The organism is Vibrio cortegadensis (assembly GCF_024347395.1).
GTDB classification, from domain to species: Bacteria; Pseudomonadota; Gammaproteobacteria; order Enterobacterales; family Vibrionaceae; genus Vibrio; species Vibrio cortegadensis.
Map to the genome: position 1 here is coordinate 1690988 of NZ_AP025472.1, position 20467 is coordinate 1711454.

Sequence of the window (20467 nt, forward strand, 5' to 3'; positions counted from 1 at the left end):
CATAAATATTGAACAAAATTGCTATGCGGCTAACTCATCATCCAAATATTGGCTGATATCAACGTGATCAATTTGTTCTGGTCGTAAATACTCTTTCGCATAACGAAGGTAAGTACCACTAGCAAGAAACAGCCTGAATAGCTCAATATCTAAGTGATCATCAAGAGCCATCTTATACATAATATTGACGGCAACGCTGATTGGTTTCGCCTTTTTATATGGCCTGTCTGCTGCGGTTAATGCTTCAAATATATCCGCGATAACCAAAATACGTTCAGGCACAGATAACTGGTCGCCCGTGAGTCTTCTTGGATACCCTGTTCCTTTTAACGTCTCATGGTGCGTTGAAGCATAACGAGGCACACGAGCAAGTTCTGGAGGGAATGGCAGATTCTCCAGCATTTTAATTGTGCTGATCATATGCTCATTTATCTTAAATCTGTCTTCAGCGGTTAAAGTGCCCCTTTTTACGGTCAAATTGTAGATCTCACCCAAGTTGTATTGATGTTCAGGCACATCCATTTTTATATTGAACTGTGGATCAAATTCTACATTCTGGCTACGCTTGATAATGTGTTCCGCTTTATCGGCAAGCAGAGTTTCGGTCACAGGGAGCGGGCTCGCTTCACCTTCACAGGTTAGCTCTTCGATGGGTGATAATCCTAGGCGATCATCAAAATAGCGAGTCCAAGTCTTACTTGCTAAATCATGAATACGTTCGATGCTCTCATCATTCATAAACTCTGAACCCACATTGGCTGATGCTACAAACGCAAAATCATCCACCAACTGCTGCTGATCTCGCTTCAATTTCTGCATCAAAATTTCATGATTATGTGGTTCCAACGCCAATTGTTTTAAGGTTTCAATTTCAGCGTCCCGCCATAGTACTTCAAATCGCATTCTTACTTCATGAATTCGATTATAACTCGCTTCTAACTTAGTGCCTTTGTCTACGATATGTTCGGGAGTGGTGATTTTACCGCAGTCATGCAACCAAGCAGCAATTCTAAATTCTCGTCGTTCATCATCATTCGCAAACGCAAAGCTCTTAAATGGGCCAGACTCTGACTTTTCAGCCGCTTCCGAGAGCATAATTCCAAGTTCAGGCACTCGATTACAATGCCCTGCGGTATAAGGTGACTTGTCATCGATCGCTTGTGCGATGAGGCGGATGAAAGATTCGACGAACTCTTCTTGAGCCTCCTCATGTCGTTTAAGTTCACACGACATCTCTTTAATCGAAACGGACAACTCCCACAACTCTTTGACTTGAGTTTCCACAAGCTGCACATCATCATATTGACGATTCTTAATTTTGGCACTCTGCTCTCGAAGCCGCGCAATCGGTTTGACGATGGGTGAACCAAAAAACCACGACAGCGGTAGAAAGAGAGATAAAAATCCCGCAGTTAACAAAACAGAAGTAACAACCTTACTTTTGGCTACCGAATAAATAACCGTCTGTGGGATCACTACCGCAAAGTACTCTTCAGAGCCCACATCAACACCAACATCACTCACAAAAATATATTTACTTTCACCAGCAATATCTTTCAAAACTAACTTATGCTGCTGTGTTGGTTGATCGGCTATTTCCATAAGCTCAGCATAAGGCACAACAAGATCTGATTGCTTTGGTGATCTCGTTTCAGGCCCGCTTAACCATTTCAGCTTTAATGCTTCCTTCTGTTCCGGAGTGATATTCGCAAGAGCCTGATTAATGATATTCACAATTTCATGGTCCGGCTCTTTCATCACTAAATGAAACTCATCAGAGAAGCCATACTGAAACTCCACGATATTATTGTGAGCCTGTAGCTCTTCGATGAAATACTGCTGAGTCACTTGCGATAAAATTACTTGGGAATCAATAACAGCGTCGGCATCACCACTTTTTACGGCTTCAATCGCTTGTCGAACACTTGGATAAACTTGTAATTGGATGGAAGGAAATTGTTTCTTTATTTGTGGAATAACAGACCAACCGTCTAAAATTGCTAATCGCTTTCCATTCAACTCTGTGAGCGTTTTTATATCATCCACTCCAGTGTTAGTGACAATTCCAAATGACAGCTCATACATCGGTTGGCTAAAGACACCCAATGTTTGATTCATTTTATTATTTTGAAGGGAATGCAGCATATCCAGCTCATTGCTTTGATACTTAGCAAGCAGTTCATTCCATGAAAAACCGTTTATGAATTCAAACCTTAACCCTGTCATTTCAGACACTAGCCCCAAAGTATCCACGCTGTACCCTTGTGGCTGGCCTGCCAATGAAAAATCCATAGGTGCCCAATCATTTTGATTAGATACTTTGAATGAACGTGCGTCCGCGATAATGGATTGCTGTTTCGCGGTGAGAGGTAATATTTTGGATGGTGGCAAAATAACGTGCTGAGAAGAGGATTGATTAGAAGCGATTACCTCTCCATTTTTACGATAGATATAAGCTTCTAGTATTGTCGATGAATCACGTTCATTGACCAATTCACCCTCAGTCAAATGCTGAGAATTACGTTTTACTATTGAAGACTTTGCCAGTTCAGACTCTACCGATGATAGAACGATATCAATCCCCAGTACCGCTTTCGATTCAGGGATACCAATTGAGTAAGTCTGCCCTGGTATTTTTAGATGCTGAAAAAGATAAGGTAAGGTTTTATCTACCTCTATTTTTCCTTGGGCGGAGTACCATGGCCTTTGAGTAGGATAATAATTACTCTTTTCGGATTTCGTATGCCTTATGTTGAAATTGGCGTCATAATAAAGCGTCTCTTTTATTCGTTGGTTACCAATATTAGAGATTTTAATTAGAACCCAGCGATCACTTGAAATTGCGCGGATTCGTTCTCGAACGATCGGAGCGGAATTTAAATTGATTAGCTGATAAAAATTCTCGTTGTCATACCCGACATAGAGGCTATAGAACAGAGGGTTTTTATTCATTGCCTGCGCAAAAATAGACCGTGTCTTTTCGAACGACTGATTATATTCAGATTCGTTCATGATCTTACCGAGCAGTTCTGCCGTATAAGTCGCTTCTCTATCTAATCTTTTGATGTAACTGCTGATCTGCTCAGAGACACCCCGATATTCTGTGACTGCGTTTTCTGCTGCCATCTGCTTACTAAAACGGTACTGTAAACTAATTGCGATGAGTGCAGTGATCAGTGTTGCGATTAAAAACATCCCAACGACGGTCACTCGGATGGTTATTCTTCTGTTTCCTACCTTTCTTGAGCCCATTATTTGCAATCCTTGCTTAATAGTATCCAAATTGGCAACACAACTAATAGCAACATAACACATATGCAACAGTGATTCTCTTATTTGTGAGAATCCACGCAAATAATCCGTAACTTTATGTTACTGCTCGCAAATTATTAATTATCAGCAACTCATGAACTTTATGACCAAAACTCCCTTTATGCCCTTTATTCTTTTTATCATCGTTATAACGACAATTTCATAACAAGCCATTAACTTTACTATATCCACATCGAATGGCTCTTTCTTGTGGTGAACATATTATAAAAAGCATGGATTGATTCAAATTCAATGCGCCGACATAAGGAACGTGAAACATGTTTAAGGTATTAAAACCGACTCTAGCGGCAACGATAATCACCGCAAGCTTATCTTTCAGTGCTCTTGCAGCAGACGTAGAAAAAATACATTTCTTAATCCCTGGCGGAGCGGGTGGCGGTTGGGATATGACGGCTCGTGGTACTGGTGATGTACTCGTAAAGTCCGATATCGTTGAAAATGTCTCCTTTCAAAACCTATCTGGCGGTGGTGGCGGTAAAGCCATCGCACACTTAATTGAAACCGCCAAACGTCAAGAAGATACTTTGATGGTGAACTCAACACCGATTGTTGTGCGCTCTCTTACTGGTATTTTCCCTCAATCATTCAGAGACCTTACTCCAGTTGCCGCCACTATTGCCGATTACGGAGCAATCGTGACTTCGACTGATTCTAAATACAACTCTTGGGAAGAGGTGGTGGCCGATTTCAAAGCCAACCCACGTAAAGTAAAAATTGCCGGAGGATCAGCTCGCGGCAGTATGGATCATCTTGTCGTAGCCGCCGCGTTTAAAGGTGAAGGTTTCGATGCTAAGAAAGTTCGTTATATTGCATACGATGCTGGTGGCAAGGCAATGGCTGCACTCCTCTCTGGTGAAACTCAACTTCTATCTACGGGTTTAGGTGAAGTGCTTGAAATGTCTAAATCAGGCCAAGTGAAAATCTTAGCCGTTACCGCTCCGAAACGACTTGCAGCCGCGCCAGACATTCCAACTCTCGTTGAGTATGGCAATGAAACGGTATTTGCGAACTGGCGTGGATTCTTCGCCGCTCCCGGCACTAGCCAAGCAAAAATAGATGAATGGAACCAAGCGTTATCGAAAATGTACAAAACCGATGAATGGGCAGTGGTTCGAGACCGAAATGGGTGGATCGACAACTACAAAGCAGACAAAGACTTCTACACATTCTTAGAGCAGCAAGAGAAGCAGATGGGTACATTGATGCGCGAACTCGGCTTCTTGAAGTAGTGTTCTTGAGGTCATCAATATAGAAATATAGGTTATTGATGCCACCTTGATGACATCAATAACCTTTGGGGCAATCTATCGACCCTACCCTGTTTCACGTATACAAGTGTTTACCCAAACTCCTTTGTTTATTGCGAACCCGTTTGACTAGCAGCAATCGGATGACGCTTAGTTAGTGATTTATTGACTCGCTTGTATACGTTTTTTCTTTTATGAACCACAAATGGAGTTGGATATGTCGGATTTGCCAACCAAATTTTTTAGTCGCGAATACCTTCTGTGCAGAGATCGTGTTGGTGCACTCATTTTCTTAATTACCTGTCTATGCTATGGCTATCAAACGACTCTGATCCCTTTGTTTCCAGGTGATGAATACGAACCGTTTACCGCAAGAACATTACCAATATTACTCACGATAGCAGGAAGTGGCTTATCACTCCTTCTTCTTATCATGGGGAAACCTGACAAACAAAGCGGCGCGATCCTTGGCTTCAATTGGAAGCTATTACTCTCCTTCCTGGCACTAATGGCGCTATATGGCCTTGGCCTAACATACGTCGGTTTTGTATTAGCAACCAGTTTGTTCTTACTCGCAGGGTTTTACCTACTAGGCGAACGCCGTAAATCGATTCTATTAGGGGCTTCATTCCCATTTGTTATCGGGTTTTATCTTCTTTTAACTCAAGGATTAGACATCTACCTTGAGCCCGGTCTTATCTTCACCCTTTGGTAATACTGATAGCCAATGAGCAACCGCAGTTGGCTTATTTTAAGTATGAGTAGGAACACATTATGTTAGACGGAATTTTACAAGGGTTATCGACCGCAGTGATGCCCATGAATATCATGATGGTCGTTATCGGCTGTTTTGTTGGAACCTTCATTGGTATGCTCCCGGGGCTTGGTCCTATATCTGCCATTGCTTTGATGATCCCAATCACTTACGGGTTAGAGCCCTCTTCTGGCTTGATTCTTATGGCTGGGGTTTATTATGGCGCTGTATTTGGAGGGTCAACCTCTTCGATTCTAATCAATGCTCCGGGCTGTTCATCAACCGTTGTCACCGCTTTTGATGGTTATCCTATGGCACAGAAAGGCCAAGCGGGTAAAGCACTTGCGCTCGCCGCTTACTCCTCTTTCACAGGGGGAACGCTGTCTGCCATTATGCTGTTGATTGCCGCTCCTGCTTTAGCCTCGGTTTCTCTGAGTTTTCAATCTTCAGACTATTTCGCGCTTATGCTTGTCGGCCTATCAGCGGTTGCTGCATTTGCCGGGCCCGGTCAAGTCATCAAAGCTTGGATGATGACCATATTAGGATTGATGTTATCTACCGTCGGGATAGATAAAGGCGTCGGGGTTGAGCGATTCACTTTCGGGCTGACTGACTTAATGGATGGATTCAGTTTTCTACTGCTTGCAATGGCCACCTTCGCATTAGGCGAAACTCTCATGGGTATCTTAAATCCAGAGAAAGATACCAGTGGCGAAGAAAAAAACAAAATGGCCGATATCGGTAGTATGAAAGTCACCAAAGAAGAACTTAAAGAAGTGGCACCTGTCTCGATTCGTTCTTCTATTCTTGGCTTCTTTACTGGTGTATTACCTGGCGCAGGAGCCACAATAGCAGCCTTCCTAAGTTACGGAATGGAACGAAGCCTTGCTCCGAAAGAGAAGCAGAAAGAGTTCGGTAAAGGCAGTATTCGCGGTTTGGTCGCACCAGAATCGGCTAACAATGCCGCATCAAGTGGTTCATTTGTTCCGCTATTAACACTAGGGATCCCTGGTTCAGGAACGACTGCCATTATGCTTGGGGCGCTTATCGCCTATGGTATTCAGCCCGGACCACGTCTATTTGTTGATCACCCAGATGTATTTTGGTCAGTCATCATCTCTATGTACTTTGGTAACATTGTACTCGTGATTCTGAATCTGCCGCTTATCCCGTATATCTCGAAATTATTAGCGGTACCAAGAACAGTACTGCTTCCAATGATTCTGTTCTTCTCTATTACTGGTGTCTATTTGGTTTCATTTAATACCATGGACGTGTTCATCATGTTATTCATTGCCATGGCGGCCATCGCTTTAAGGTTAGCCAATTTCCCTCTCGCACCATTATTACTTGGGTTCATTTTAGGGGGGTTAATGGAAGAGAACTTACGCCGTGCTTTAATGATTGCCGATGGTGAATTAAGTTTCTTGTGGGAGAGACCAATTACCCTCACTTTCACCGTTATTGCTGTTCTAGTTCTTGCCAGCCCAGTGGTAATGACATTAATCAATCGATTAAGGGCGAACACAACCGCAACAAAACCTGAACAGCCGTCATCTAACAACAATTAGGCTCTCGTGCTCGTAGATAACAATAAAAAGAAGGATCTCAATGAGATCCTTCTTTGTTGCGGAAAATCATCAAATAGCACTAAAGATTGAATAGACTCTCCATCATATCTTCACTGCTATGAGCATTAAAACTGTACTGTTGACCGTTCTTAACCACTTTTAGACTAGCAGACTGGAAATTATCTAACGGGTTGTTATCTATATACGCTAACGATTTTTCTACTGAATCAAACACATATAAACTGTTGTCGTTCAGTTGTAACTGACATTCAAGTAACTCCATATTACACCCTTTTATTATTATCCTAAGCCTAACGTTGTAGACCGTACAACGTTACATAAACATTAGTTCATCTCTTTAGAGTGTCAAGAATAGGATTAGATTTTGTATTTATAATTAAAAAAATCTCTTCTTATTCTAAATAACCCTATTCACAATCTTATAAATTGCGTCAACTCTCATTTGGTAGCCCTACCAAACAACTTCGACGTGAGCAAGATCTCTCAGCCTTTCCACTCCGCCCCTTAAGTACAATTTTAAGGAGGTTATCTTATTTTTCGTGTTGTTTATTATTTAGTTATAACTAAAATCAGGAAAATAACGTGAATATTAACAATCAAAAAAATAGGATAATCGCCACGACTATCCTTTCAATAACAACAATAATCACTGGCTGTAATGGCTCTGAATCATCATCAGAAGCAGCCACCTCACCGCCTTCCACCTATGCGTGTTCTATTGAGACAAATAATACGTCCAACGATTTGCGAATTTACCAAGTCATGGTGGAAAGCTTTATTGATGGTGATACAAATATTGGCCATGGTACGGGTTATGGATCCAGTCACCATAATGGCGATATTCAAGGCATTATCGATTCTCTCGACTACATAAAATCGCTTGGAATGAACGCCATATGGATGACTCCTGTATTTAACTCTGAACCACTAAAAGGTCAAGACCATTGGGCCGATAGACTTGATGCAACAGGATATTTCGCCACAGATTACTTCACGATTGACCCTCGATTTGGTGACATAGACAAAGCCAAAGAATTAGTTGAAACAGCGCATAAAAAAGGTTTGTATGTATTCTTTGATGGCGTGTTTGGTCATCACAAAGCGAATATAATGCCATCGCCAACGGGGCAACTCCCTTCTGGTGCAAGTAACCCAGTCTCTTATCCAGAAAGCTTGCCTTTTTATCAAGAAGTAGCTGAATACTGGATTAAGGAACTAAAAATTGATGGCTGGCGATTGGATCAAGCTTATCAAGTGCCAACTGATGCTTGGACTGAAATTCGTAGAACGGTCGATCAAGCATCATCATCAGTGACTTACACCAACAGCGATGGCCAAATTGTTAATCCTCTCGGTTATATGGTGGCTGAAATTTGGAATAATGAGAATTACATCAAAGAGACAGGCTATGGTGAACAAGACAACCCTGCACTCTGTTCTGCCTACGACTTTCCTGTTCGTTATCGTGTCGTTGAAACCTTTGCTGTCAATGAAAGCAATGTAGGAAATAAAGGCGGAAAATGGCTCGATGAAGGGATGCGCTTACATGCACTCTATCCTGACCACGCCAAACCAAATCTTATGCTAGGTAACCACGATCTCGTTCGCTTCGGCGACTTACTGCAACGTGGAAATATAGCAAACCCTGAAGATGCCGAGTATTGGCAGCGCTATAAAGCCGCGATATCATTTCAAGCTGCTTACACCGGACCTATCACACTCTATTACGGCGATGAGATCGGTGACCAATTAGACGGATTTTCTCAACAGGTCACCAATGATACATGTGCCATTGACGGGCTATGTGATGACCACGTCGCCAGAACTAGCGCTAAAATTGAAGGCATCAGCGTCTCTTTAAATACGAAGCAGTTAAACCTTAAAGCCTATGTAACTGAACTCATGACATTAAGAGCCCAACACCCTGCACTCTCTTCCGGCCAACGCACCAATATTATTGCCACAGAAGATGCTTATGTGGATCATAAGCAGTTCACCGACGATATTCTGTTATATCTGGTCAGCACCAGTGACCAAACTCAAACATTAACTTTAGCCGCTAATAATATTGGCTCAAAAGGTACGCTTACTAACCTTCAATCCGGTACGAAACTCAACCTTGCTGGCGGCCTCTACGAAATTGAATTGGCTCCTTTTGAAGCAAAATTTTTAAGCGTTGATCAACCGAGCATTGAAGGACCAATCGAAAATGACAGCAGTAAACCCAACCCGGACAACGACTCATTCATGGCGCAATGTGATAACCCAACGATGAATGAGCCCGGCCCAATCACCGAAACCTTATACGTTGTCGGAGATTTTTCAGACTCGAATTGGAAACATGTCTCTTCTCGCGCCTTTCAATACAAAGGTGACGGGGTTTACCAAGTCGTCGTTAATGAAAAAATAGGTAGCTATAAGATGCAATATGCAAGTAATGACTGGGCCCCGCAGTTTACAGCTGACAACACGACCCTTTCACTTGGTCAAGAAGCAACGCTGGTTCCAGGTGGGTATGGTAAAGATACCGCCACCACTATTTTTCAAGCAGGTCATTACGTTTGGAGCTTAAAGTTCGCCAACGATGGAACACCAGAACAAACCATGATTGCTCAGTGTCCATAATCCTGAATATTTGACTCAAACAATATTACAGGTCAACGAAAGAGAGTGCCAAATGGCGCTCTCTTTATATTTCTAACCACTAATTATAAATTAATCACCAAAGATGAGCGACTACCATCACATCTATTTGTCGAGCCATTTGAAGGTTCAAATCCCTTTTGCAATGATGGCGACCTTAAATAAGGATATATATATGATTTCTGTCGCTCTCGTTGATGACCACATTATGGTTCGTTCTGGCTTTGCACAATTGCTTAGTGTTGAGTCTGATATTAATGTGCACAGCCAACATAGTTGTGCCTCAGAAGCTTTTAAAGCCTTAGTCAAATCATCAGTAGATGTTGCTGTCATCGATATTTCCATGCCTGATGAAAGTGGTTTAGTATTACTAAGTAAACTTCGTAAAGAACAGCCGAACTTCCGCGCCATTATTCTCAGTATTTATGATTCAGCTTCATTCGTTAGCCAAGCTATTGAAGCAGGAGCTTGCGGTTATTTATCTAAACGCTGTGGGCCAGGTGAGTTAGTAACTGCCATCAGAACAGTCGCCAACGGCGATCGATATTTATGTGCCGATGCGCTATTCAATTTAAGTAACGCGTCTGCTACTCCCTCAGCATTAGATGAGCTTACGAAGCGAGAAATCGAAGTATTTAACCACCTGATCCAAGGTGAAGATGTCAAACACATTGGTACAGAACTCTCGATCAGCCATAAAACAATTCATGTTCACCGCGCCAACATTTTAAGTAAACTAGGGCTGGCTAATAATGTGGATCTCATCCGCTTCGCTCTCAAGCACAAACTGCTCGCTGAATAAGCAATGGCACAACAAAACCAAAACTCCCGACCAATCTTTGCCGACACCTTTACCTATGCTTTTGGCTTTTTTATTTACAGCATCAGTTGGTTTTGCTTATGGAATATTAGTCGTTACTTATCACCCGATATATTACTTGCAGGGCTATTGCTGCCAAGTGGCTTAAAACTTGTCGCATTCACTTTGTCACCGCGCCCATTATGGCGAGTCTTTGTTTTCAGTGAACTGGTAATTTCAGGAAGCTTAGTCTACTTATTAGCGGAGTATAGTCATGAAAATTTGCTGCCAATCTTTGCTTTCCTTCCATATTTTATCGCCATCCCCTTTCACCGCTACTGGCAGCCTCTCACTGTTTATTGGCAAAAGATTCTTGCACTAACGAGCCTAACGTTAATTCATGGTTTGCTTTGTGGCCTAGCTATCTTGCTTTTAATTAAGCCCTTAGAAATGCCAATCAGCTATGTATTTTCCACCACAATTTCAGCATTAACAGGTGGAATATTACTCGCTCCATTTTTATACCTACTCTACGACTATTTGCAGCAGAAAATATGGCTCCCTCTTAGCCCAACACTCATACATCAAGAAGTTCGGTTACGCCCTTCCGCGCTGTTATGGGGAATCAGTTTCTTTAGTATTGGGTTGCTGGCCGAGCTAACTCTATTGGAACAAATGAAGCCGCTCGCGTTGCTTATCATTCTGCTGCCTAACATTTTTATGGCGTATAAATATGGCTGGCAAGGCGGTGTGTTAGCCAGTGTAATCAACAGTATGTTGCTCGCTACCGCAAGGCAGATCACTGGTTCCTTTGAATCAGACCAAGAGCTGCAAATCTTTATGACCACGCAAGCACTGGTTGGATTAGGGCTTGGTATCGCGATCAGCCGCCAATATTTACTCGCCAAACAACTACAACAGGTCAATAACGATTTGGGAATCGAGCTCGCGAATAAACAGCACTTAGCTAGACAGCTCGTTCAAGTAGAAGAAGACATAAGAAAATCTGTCGCCCGTGAGTTACATGATGAAATCGGTCAGAATATTACCGCAATTCAAATTCAAGCCATGTTAGCAAATCGAATAAGCCAAGATGAAAATAGCAAGAACATTGCTACAACCATCAATTCACTGGCGCTAAGAATACACAGCTCCACTCGCCAACTGCTAACCCAACTTCGCCCCCATACTCTCGATGAGCTTGGTCTAGAGGATGCGGTTCGTCAACTTAGTTCAGAAATGCGTTTTGCCGAACGTAAAATTGATTTTAAACTAAATTTTGGTCTTTTCGCTGAAAAACTCGACGATATCACCGCTGTAACCTTATACCGTATTGCTCAAGAGTTACTTAATAATGTCAGTAAGCATGCAAATGCCACCGAAGTAAAACTGAGCTTAATGCCTGGTGATATTTTTAGTTTAGAGCTGAGAGATAATGGCAAAGGGTTACCTGAGAGTTGGAAAATCAAGGGCCAAGGTCTTAAAGGGGTTGAAGAACGGGTCAGTGCGTTAGGAGGAAATATGACCATTCAAACCCGCCAACTAGCCCCAGATATGCCTTCTGAATTAGATAAACAAGGTCATTTAGACCCAAAACCGTTCAACGGAACCCGAATTACCATCAATTTACCAACGAAAACGTTTTCTTTAAGTAAGTAATTTGTTAAGTAGCCCACAAAAATCACCTTCCCACAATAAAACTAGGAAATTTTCTTAGTCGTTTATAAATTTGTCTCATTCATTATCTCAATCTGTTTAGTAACATCAATTCGTACCAAGGAGAGTCAACAGCATGATGGGGTTTCTTACTACCGAGCAACCAGTTAAACCGATAACAGATAAAAGTCAGATCGACGCCACTTATCAATATTGGCGACTGCACTTAATGCTATCGATGTATGTTGGTTATGGCGTGTTTTACTTCACTCGAAAAAGTTTGAATTTTGCTATGCCCGCTATGCTCAGAGATCTCGGATTAGAACATTCCGACATTGGCTTTCTCGGCACACTTTTTTACATCACTTACGGTGTATCAAAGTTTGTCTCTGGCATGGTGAGCGACCAATCTAAACCAAGTTATTTCATGGGGTTAGGGTTAATCGCCACTGGCATTATCAACATTGCTTTTGGTTTGAGCTCATCCCTTTTGATGTTCGCCATACTGTGGACATTAAACGCCTTCTTCCAAGGTTGGGGTTGGCCACCATGCGCCAAACTTCTCACCACGTGGTATTCGCGTTCTGAACGTGGTTTCTGGTGGTCTATTTGGAACACTTGCCACAATTTAAGTGGCGCTTTGATTCCGATCGTCATTGGATTCACCGCGATGAATTGGGGTTGGCGATACGGGTTTATATTGCCTGGTGTTTTTGCCATTTTAGTCGGCGGAGTCTTATGCTTCCGCATGCGAGATAAGCCCACCAGTATGGGCCTGCCTAGCGTCGGTGAATGGCGTAATGATGAACTTGAAAAACGTCATGAACAAGAAGGCCGAGGACTTAACTTTAGACAGATCCTCACCACCTATGTATTAGGTAATAAATATATTTGGTTACTGTGCAGTTCATATCTCTTGGTCTACGTGGTACGGACGGCGATTAATGATTGGGGCAATCTGTATCTCATGCAAAGGCACGGTTTTGAACTGTTTTCAGCCAATGCCGCCGTGTCAATGTTTGAAATTGGCGGATTCCTCGGGTCTCTGTTTGGTGGCTGGGGTTCTGATAGATTTTTCCGTGGTAACCGAGCACCGATGAACTTGATTTTCGCATTAGGGATTTTTGCTTCAGTTGCTGCACTTTGGCTCACGCCTTTAGACAATTTTATCGTGCTTTCTGGCTGTTTTTTCTCCATCGGTTTCTTTGTTTTTGGCCCACAAATGATGATTGGAATGGCAGCCGCGGAATGTTCGCATAAAGACGTAGCAGGTACGGCGACAGGCTTTGTTGGTCTATTTGGCTACTTAGGTGCCGCACTTGCGAGTTACCCAATCGCACTAATTATTGAACAATTTAGCTGGGAAGGCTTCTTCAGCATAATTACATTATCGGCGGCTTCTATCGGCCTACTGATTTTGCCTTTTGTAAAAGCACAGCAACGTGCTGAAAAGATGAGAACCCCTTAACAAGCGTGAATCAATTTACGTGGGTGTTCTCTGCTTACCCACGTTGTTCACGAATAAAATCATCAGGCTCTATGCGTGGTGACACAAACTTATCACTGGATTGTGGTAAGAACTCAATGCGCCCTACAACCACACTCTCGCATTGAGTTCATTATAAAAAGCAGAGGAAATAACATGAAAGTTAGAACTCACCGCAGCCTACTGGCCGCTTGCATCCTTGGTTCTGCATTTGCTGCCCCTCAAGCAATGGCAGATGGTCGACTTGTCGTATATTGCAGCGCAACAAATGCAATGTGTGAAGCGGAGACAAAAGCCTTTTCTGAAAAATATGATGTAAAAACATCATTTGTTCGAAATGGTTCAGGCAGCACATTAGCTAAAATTGAAGCAGAAAAGAAAAACCCACGTGCCGATGTTTGGTACGGCGGTACACTTGATCCGCAATCACAAGCGGGGGAAATGGATCTACTTCAAGCCTACAAGTCGCCACAACTTGAATTCATCATGGACAACTACAAAGATCCAGCAAAACGTAAAGGTAACTACTCCTCTGCGGTTTACATGGGGATTCTTGGTTTCGGTGTCAACACTAAGCGTCTAGCCGAAAAAGGTTTAGAGATCCCTCGCTGTTGGAGTGACCTAACCAAACCTGAATACAAAGATGAAATTCAAATAGCCGATCCACAAAGTTCTGGTACCGCTTATACTGCGCTGGCAACGTTCATTCAATTGTGGACAGAAGACAAAGCGTTTACCTACTTTAAAGATCTGGATAAAAACATTTCGCAATACACCAAATCTGGCGTGACCCCATCACGTAACTCTGCTCGTGGTGAAATCGCGATTGGTATTGGTTTCTTACACGATTACTCACTAGAGCAATCAAAAGGGGCACCACTTGAGCTAATTTCTCCTTGTGAAGGGACTGGCTATGAAATTGGTGGAGTGAGTATTATTAAAGGTGCACGTAACATCGACAATGCAAAACTGTTTGTCGATTGGGTGCTATCGAAACAAGGCCAAGAGTTAGCATGGAAAAAAGGTCAATCTTTCCAAATCCTAACCAACACATCAGCAGAGCAATCTCCAAATGCACTTAACCCGAAAGATCTGACGCTCATCAACTATGACATGGACACATACGGTTCATCGGCAGAGCGTAAGCGTTTAATCAACAAATGGGTAAACGTCGTTAAAATGGGCGAATAAACCACCTAGGTAATCCCCATATCGAGCAGCGTTTGTGCGCTGCTCACCGTTTTATTCTCGATACGATTTTCAATAAGCGTGCGTGTCATGCTTACGGCTTTTCACACCCTTAATTTGGTAATTTACAATGAATGACTTAGCAGCTGAATCGACTACTCCCCAGCGCCAAAGCTCTGACCAACACCAAAGTTCTCACCAAGATCAAAAAACGCATCAGAGGGATCCCGTTTTCTACTGGGTTGCTATGCTGATCGGAGCATTTATATTGCTGCCTGTGTTCTCTCTCGACTATGGTGTTTTTGAATCAACACCAGAAGAGTTCAAAGCCGCAATGGGTTGGAGTGGGATGAACATCTCATGGTTGTGGTTTGCTTTGCCTTTGGTTCTATTAATTAGACCATGCCAAGCGCAAAACAAATACGCAAAAAAACGTCACTACTTCGATATTGGATTTTCAAGTGCATGTATGCTCTTGGCGTTACTCACTTCTTGGTACACGGAGCAAGGCCTAGGCTACGCCAGTATCTTTTTATTCGTTGGTCTGGGCGCGGTCATCACCCTTGCCTTCTCTCGACTTGAATATTTAGGTGGAGATACGTTTGTTATCGGTTCATTGATTTCAATAGTATTGCTGATCTCTATTTTCATCATCTATCCAAGCATCGCGATTTTCGTGCCTATGTTTAAAGATGATATGGGCAACTTCGTGATGTGGCAATTTGTCGAAATCATCACTAAAGCACAAATTGTTCAAATCATTCTTAATTCCATCATGCTTGGCACCTCTGTTGGTATTGGCGCAACCTTCTTTGGTCTTATCTTTGCAATCTATACAACTCGAATCGCCAAGCGTTCAGCTTTTATCGCACGTATTTTCTCCATCCTTCCGATTGTCACACCACCATTCGTTGTCGGCCTTGGGGTAACATTAATGCTGGGTCGTTCAGGTTACATTACTGAGCTCATGGTCGATTGGTTTGGTTTACAACAGACAAACTGGTTGTATGGTTTTACTGGTATTTGGATGGCTCAAGTACTTGCCTTCGCACCAATGTCTTTCATGATTTTGGATGGAGCAATGAAGTCGCTACACCCTTCACTGGAAGAAGCGTCTTACACCTTGCGAGCCAATCGCTACCAGACTTTCTTCAAGATTGTGATGCCGCTGCTTAAACCTGCACTGGCTAACTCATTCTTAATCATCTTTGTTCAATCTCTGGCTGATTTCAGTAACCCATTAGTACTGGGCGGCAGCTTTGATGTTCTAGCAACTCAAATCTATTTCTATATTGCAGGTGCGCAGCTCGATTATGCTTCAGCCAGTACATTAGGCGCTGTTCTACTATTGTTCTCACTGGCTATTTTCGTGGTCCAGTATTTATGGATTGGTAAACGTTCGTACGTCACGATTTCGGGTAAATCTTACCGTGGTGATGTTCAACCACTACCGCCGACACTGAAACATGGCGTCACAGGCCTGCTCTACTTCTGGATGGCCTTTAATGTTCTGCTTTATGGCAGCATTATTTTCGGTAGCTTTACGGTCAACTGGGGTGTGGATTACAGCTTAACGTTCGACAACTACATCAATCTATTTGGCATGGGAATGAGTGAAGGTGCATGGCCATCGTTAATCACAACCATGACTTACGCTGGCATTGCTGCTCCAATTACGGCTTTCTTCGGTTTATTGATTGCGTACATCGTGGTAAGGCAACAATTCCATGGCAAGAAAGTCATCGAATTTGCCACTATGCTCTGCTTTGCGGTACCTGGAACGGTTGCAGGTGTCTCTTATATTCTCGCGTTCAATGATGCACCAGTTTATCTTACGGGAACTGCTGCAATCGTGATTATTTCCATGGTAATGCGAAATGTACCCGTTGGCATTCGTGCCGGGGTTGCTGGTTTAGGACAATTAGATAAATCGTTAGATGAAGCGTCACTAAGCCTGCGCGCTAATTCACTCAAAACGATTACCCATATTCTACTTCCCCTGTTAAGGCCGGCAATTCTTTCAACGCTGATTTACAGCTTCGTCCGTGCAATGACGACGGTAAGCGCGATCATTTTCTTGGTTACGCCAGAAACCCGTGTCGCAACTTCCTACATTTTAAACCGCGTTGAAGATGGCGAATATGGTATCGCTATCGCATACGGCTCAATCCTCATTGTAGTGATGTTGTCGATTATTTTAATTTTTGACTCTCTTGTAGGCGAAGCACGTGTGTCTCGCTCTAAAGCTAACAACCAAGAATAACGATTGGAGATATTGATAATGGAAAATGAAAACTTTGTGGTTCTAAAAAATGTCTGCAAGAAGTTTGGTGATAACACAGTTATTGGCGACTTGGACCTAGAGATCAAAAAAGGCAGTTTAGTGACACTACTTGGCCCTTCTGGTTGCGGAAAAACCACGGTGTTACGTTTAGTTGCGGGGCTAGAAAAGCCAACAAGCGGTCAAATATTTATTGATGGGGAAGATGTCACCAATACGTCGATTCAACAGCGTGACATTTGCATGGTGTTTCAGTCTTACGCACTTTTCCCTCATATGTCTCTGCATGAAAATGTCGGCTATGGTTTAAAAATGTTAAGACTACCCACTAGCGAAATCAAACAACGAGTGGATGAAGCGCTTAAGTTAGTTGATCTTGAGGGATTTGGGGACCGTTTTGTCGACCAAATATCAGGTGGTCAACAACAACGTGTCGCCTTAGCTCGCGCCTTAGTATTGAAACCAAAAGTGCTGCTTTTTGATGAGCCATTAAGTAATTTAGACGCTAACTTGCGCCGTAATATGCGTGAAACCATTCGTGAGTTACAGCAGCGCTTTAATATTACATCGCTTTACGTGACTCATGATCAAACTGAAGCCTTTGCCGTATCCGATACCGTGATTGTAATGAAAGACGGTGACATCATGCAGAAAGGTTCACCAACCGACCTCTACAAAAAACCAGCATCAATGTTTATGGCGAACTTTATGGGTGAAGCCAACATTTTTCCTGGCTATTTTGATGGCGAAAGCATTAACATTAACGAATATAAAATACCGGCAGATCCTACGATGATTGAAGGGTTTCCCATCAACGAATATCAAATTGGGGTTCGCCCTGAAGCGATACTGCTTACCAATCACGGTGAAGAGAGCCAACGTTGCACAGTGAATAAAGTCGCTTACATGGGCACAATGTATGAAGTTGGTGTGACTTGGCACGATCACGAGATTTTATTGCAGCTTAATTCATCGCAATTTGATGCCTCATTATCAGATCATGCTTACTTAACTATAAATCCAACAGGCTTATTCTTATTGCCGTTTAATGCGCAGTAAAAACTGATATTGCATCTCAATATGGTCAAATCACTAAAAGGAGCATTCACTGCTCCTTTTCTTTATGTGTATATTCCCATGTTTTAAATACCGCTAACGTACTAATCGACAGTAACAACGCTCAGGTCTACCTACACTTCCATAGTTCAAATCCGCTTCCAACTCTCCCGAGCTGATCAAGTACTCAAGATAGCGTCTTGCGGTGGTTCGACTTGCCCCTATTTGATCACCAGCTTCATCCGCCGTTAAGCTAACAGGTTCTTGAAATAAGTTGCGAATTTTATCGAGTGTCACACTATCAATACCCTTAGGTAAGCGTTGATGGCTCGATTCTACATTGGCATTCGCTTGAAGCATTTTATCAACCAAACCTTGGTTAAAATCGGCCACATTATCCAGCTCTGTTTGTTGAGATTGGTACTTTTTAAGCGCCACCTCCAACCGAGAAAAGATCACAGGCTTAAGCAAATAATCGACCACACCACCACGCATCGCCTGTTGTAGTGTGTCGACATCACGAGCAGCAGTAATCAAAATAACATCACAGTGCTGATTATTACCGCGCACTTTTTGTAAAATATCGAGGCCATTTCCGTCAGGAAGATAAACATCCAAAATCACTAAATCAGGCTTCAATACTTCAAGTTGCATTTCAGCTTCAGATTGAGTCGTCGCAATGCCTACAACATCAAAGCCACCCATTTGAAGTAAATAGCGGTGATGCAGCTCAGCAATCGCAACATCATCTTCAATAATCATCACTTTAGTGGCTGAGATCATAGCTGAGACTCCTTCGGTAGATAGACCGTCATTCTCGTTCCGTACTCCTTGTCACTCGTCATTTCTAGCTGTCCGTGATATCGGTCTGCCAGCGTCTTCACTAAATACAAGCCCACACCTCGGTTGTGTTTAGCTTTGCTTGAAACCCCTTTATTCGTCAGTGTTGTGGTATCTAAATCGTGGGGCAAACCACAGCCTTGGTCATCCACTTCTAGAATAATTTCATTTCCAAAATCACTTAAAGAAACCTCGATGACCCTCCTATCAGGGGATACATGTTGATCACTGTTAATCACACTCATGGTCGCATCGAACGCATTATCAATGAGGTTTCCTAATACCGTAACGACATCATCGGAGTTTAGCCAAGTTGGCATGACTTCAAGCCTGGAGCCTTCTTCAACTTTTAGCACTAAGCCTAATTCTCGTGCCCGTTCTGTTTTTCCCAGCAACATCCCAGCAATCAATGGGTCTTTAATTGTTTCACGCAAGAACTCAATCAATGCTTGATAATGCTCTGTTTCTTGTCCAATTAAATTTTGTACGGCATCTAATTCCCCCATCTGAACTAATCCACTGATAGTATTCAGTTTATTTTGATGCTCATGGGTCTGAGAACGCAATAAATCCGCATACTCTTTGGTTTGGGAGAGTTGCTCTGTCAGTTCATTTATCTCATCTCGTAAACGAAAACTCGACACAGCACCAACCACTTTCCCTTCCACAACTATCGGGCTACGGTTTGCAATTAAGCGTTTCTGCTTTAGATACAGTTCAATATCATGATCGTGTTCACCAGATTTGAGTAGTTTATTCAAGTCACTGTCAGGCAACACTTTCGTTAATGGCTGATTAAGCGAGGATTTCCTGTCGATATCTAAAATCTGGCAGGCACTTTTGTTGATTGATCGAAGTATGCCGTTTGAATCAATACTGATGATCCCCTCTTTGATTGTACTCATGGTAACGTCCAGCTCCACATATAAACGGCCAATCTCTTCGGGCTCAAAACCTAAAATGGCTTTTTGAAACCGGCGTGAAGCATAACTTGAAAGCAGTGCGTTTGCGGCAACGACTAGAAGTGCCATTAAGATCAGAAAAGCGAGGTAAGGTTCGATTTTATCTTGTAATGTGTCGAGTAGATAACCAACGGAAACCACCCCTATCACATCACCATCGCGATTGAATATCGCTGCTTTCCCACGAACCGAGCGCCCAAGAGATCCCTGAGCAATAGAAACATAAGCTTCGCCGTGAATTAAAGCCCGAGCGTTATCCCCGCCTTTCATTGGCTTACCTAGACGATGATCAACAGGGTGAACCAGACGAACGCCTTCGTCGTCGCCAATCACAATAAACGCGGCCCCAATCATTTCCGTTAGTTTTCGGTATCGGTCTTGTACATCGGCACTATTCATTGCACGAAAATCTCGCGTTTCGATCAGATTCACGACCGCATCCGACTTTGCTAAAAACGAGGCCACACCCAACGCTTTTAAACCTATCTCTTTCTCTTGAGAGTACTTAATATAAGCAAAACCAGCCGCCGATAAAATCAGCAGTTCAATTAAGCCCGATAATGTCATGATGATCAGCATTCGTTTTCGAAAACTGATTTGCCTCCACTTCATGAATGCACCCTATTAAAA

At 42.7% G+C, this 20467-nt stretch carries 14 protein-coding genes; 10 read left to right on the forward strand and 4 right to left on the reverse strand.

Translation table 11 applies throughout. The annotated features are described in order from the left end of the window. Nucleotides 1-21 precede the first annotated feature (21 nt). Entirely contained in the window at nt 22-3252 is a 3231-nt protein-coding gene (locus OCV39_RS08085; RefSeq protein ID WP_261888245.1) for an HD domain-containing phosphohydrolase, read from the reverse strand. Nucleotides 3253-3590: 338 nt separating this feature from the next. Between OCV39_RS08085 and OCV39_RS08090 the strand changes: the two genes are divergently transcribed. The 3 genes from OCV39_RS08090 to OCV39_RS08100 all read left to right on the forward strand — a co-directional run bounded on the left by OCV39_RS08090 (nt 3591) and on the right by OCV39_RS08100 (nt 6905). After that, complete coding sequence (locus tag OCV39_RS08090) at nt 3591-4562, forward strand: tripartite tricarboxylate transporter substrate binding protein (protein WP_017052665.1); 972 nt, start codon at nt 3591-3593, stop codon at nt 4560-4562. A 235-nt stretch (nt 4563-4797) separates the two neighbouring features. Beyond that, nucleotides 4798-5295 (forward strand): tripartite tricarboxylate transporter TctB family protein, encoded by a 498-nt coding sequence (locus tag OCV39_RS08095; RefSeq protein WP_017052666.1) that lies wholly within the window; start codon nt 4798-4800, stop codon nt 5293-5295. Between the two features lie 59 nt (nt 5296-5354). Then, entirely contained in the window at nt 5355-6905 is a 1551-nt protein-coding gene (locus tag OCV39_RS08100) for a tripartite tricarboxylate transporter permease (protein WP_017052667.1), read from the forward strand. A gap of 79 nt (nt 6906-6984) precedes the next feature. Here OCV39_RS08100 and OCV39_RS08105 read toward each other — a convergent pair whose 3' ends face one another. Then, a complete protein-coding gene (locus OCV39_RS08105) occupies nt 6985-7188 on the reverse strand; it encodes a hypothetical protein (protein WP_261888246.1) in 204 nt (67 codons plus the stop codon). Nucleotides 7189-7508: 320 nt separating this feature from the next. On the opposite strand from OCV39_RS08105, the gene OCV39_RS08110 reads away from it, so the two are divergent. The 7 genes from OCV39_RS08110 to fbpC all read left to right on the forward strand — a co-directional run bounded on the left by OCV39_RS08110 (nt 7509) and on the right by fbpC (nt 18038). Next, nucleotides 7509-9551, forward strand: a complete 2043-nt coding sequence (locus OCV39_RS08110) for an alpha-amylase family glycosyl hydrolase (RefSeq protein WP_261888247.1) — start codon at nt 7509-7511, stop codon at nt 9549-9551. A gap of 193 nt (nt 9552-9744) precedes the next feature. Then, nucleotides 9745-10371: a response regulator gene (locus OCV39_RS08115; RefSeq protein ID WP_113796947.1), complete on the forward strand. Its 627-nt coding sequence runs from the start codon at nt 9745-9747 to the stop codon at nt 10369-10371. Nucleotides 10372-10374: 3 nt separating this feature from the next. Beyond that, the gene (locus OCV39_RS08120; RefSeq protein WP_261888248.1) at nt 10375-12027 is read left to right on the forward strand and encodes an MASE1 domain-containing sensor histidine kinase; all 1653 of its coding nucleotides are present in this window, start codon (nt 10375-10377) and stop codon (nt 12025-12027) included. A gap of 133 nt (nt 12028-12160) precedes the next feature. Further along, nucleotides 12161-13492 carry an MFS transporter gene (gene uhpC / locus OCV39_RS08125; protein WP_261888249.1) on the forward strand — a complete coding sequence of 444 codons (1332 nt, stop codon included), beginning with the start codon at nt 12161-12163 and terminating at the stop codon, nt 13490-13492. A gap of 174 nt (nt 13493-13666) precedes the next feature. Beyond that, a complete protein-coding gene (locus OCV39_RS08130; RefSeq protein ID WP_113796941.1) occupies nt 13667-14701 on the forward strand; it encodes an ABC transporter substrate-binding protein in 1035 nt (344 codons plus the stop codon). A gap of 244 nt (nt 14702-14945) precedes the next feature. Then, nucleotides 14946-16961, forward strand: a complete 2016-nt coding sequence (locus OCV39_RS08135) for an ABC transporter permease (RefSeq protein ID WP_261889495.1) — start codon at nt 14946-14948, stop codon at nt 16959-16961. Between the two features lie 18 nt (nt 16962-16979). Then, the gene (gene fbpC / locus OCV39_RS08140) at nt 16980-18038 is read left to right on the forward strand and encodes a ferric ABC transporter ATP-binding protein (protein ID WP_113796937.1); all 1059 of its coding nucleotides are present in this window, start codon (nt 16980-16982) and stop codon (nt 18036-18038) included. A 93-nt stretch (nt 18039-18131) separates the two neighbouring features. Here the strand turns inward: fbpC and OCV39_RS08145 are convergent, their stop codons facing one another. Then, entirely contained in the window at nt 18132-18818 is a 687-nt protein-coding gene (locus OCV39_RS08145; RefSeq protein ID WP_113796935.1) for a response regulator, read from the reverse strand. Continuing rightward, nucleotides 18815-20449 (reverse strand): ATP-binding protein, encoded by a 1635-nt coding sequence (locus tag OCV39_RS08150; protein WP_261888250.1) that lies wholly within the window; start codon nt 20447-20449, stop codon nt 18815-18817. The genes OCV39_RS08145 and OCV39_RS08150 overlap by 4 nt, the downstream gene beginning before the upstream one ends. Nucleotides 20450-20467 lie beyond the last annotated feature (18 nt).

Bases quoted from the DNA above. Each gene is read 5' to 3' on its own strand.
- OCV39_RS08085 (WP_261888245.1), bottom strand. From the start codon at position 3,252: ATGGGCTCAAGAAAGGTAGGAAACAGAAGAATAACCATCCGAGTGACC.
- OCV39_RS08090 (WP_017052665.1), top strand. From the start codon at position 3,591: ATGTTTAAGGTATTAAAACCGACTCTAGCGGCAACGATAATCACCGCA.
- OCV39_RS08095 (WP_017052666.1), top strand. From the start codon at position 4,798: ATGTCGGATTTGCCAACCAAATTTTTTAGTCGCGAATACCTTCTGTGC.
- OCV39_RS08100 (WP_017052667.1), top strand. From the start codon at position 5,355: ATGTTAGACGGAATTTTACAAGGGTTATCGACCGCAGTGATGCCCATG.
- OCV39_RS08105 (WP_261888246.1), bottom strand. From the start codon at position 7,188: ATGGAGTTACTTGAATGTCAGTTACAACTGAACGACAACAGTTTATAT.
- OCV39_RS08115 (WP_113796947.1), top strand. From the start codon at position 9,745: ATGATTTCTGTCGCTCTCGTTGATGACCACATTATGGTTCGTTCTGGC.
- OCV39_RS08120 (WP_261888248.1), top strand. From the start codon at position 10,375: ATGGCACAACAAAACCAAAACTCCCGACCAATCTTTGCCGACACCTTT.
- uhpC (WP_261888249.1), top strand. From the start codon at position 12,161: ATGATGGGGTTTCTTACTACCGAGCAACCAGTTAAACCGATAACAGAT.
- OCV39_RS08130 (WP_113796941.1), top strand. From the start codon at position 13,667: ATGAAAGTTAGAACTCACCGCAGCCTACTGGCCGCTTGCATCCTTGGT.
- OCV39_RS08135 (WP_261889495.1), top strand. From the start codon at position 14,946: ATGCTGATCGGAGCATTTATATTGCTGCCTGTGTTCTCTCTCGACTAT.
- fbpC (WP_113796937.1), top strand. From the start codon at position 16,980: ATGGAAAATGAAAACTTTGTGGTTCTAAAAAATGTCTGCAAGAAGTTT.
- OCV39_RS08145 (WP_113796935.1), bottom strand. From the start codon at position 18,818: ATGATCTCAGCCACTAAAGTGATGATTATTGAAGATGATGTTGCGATT.
- OCV39_RS08150 (WP_261888250.1), bottom strand. From the start codon at position 20,449: ATGAAGTGGAGGCAAATCAGTTTTCGAAAACGAATGCTGATCATCATG.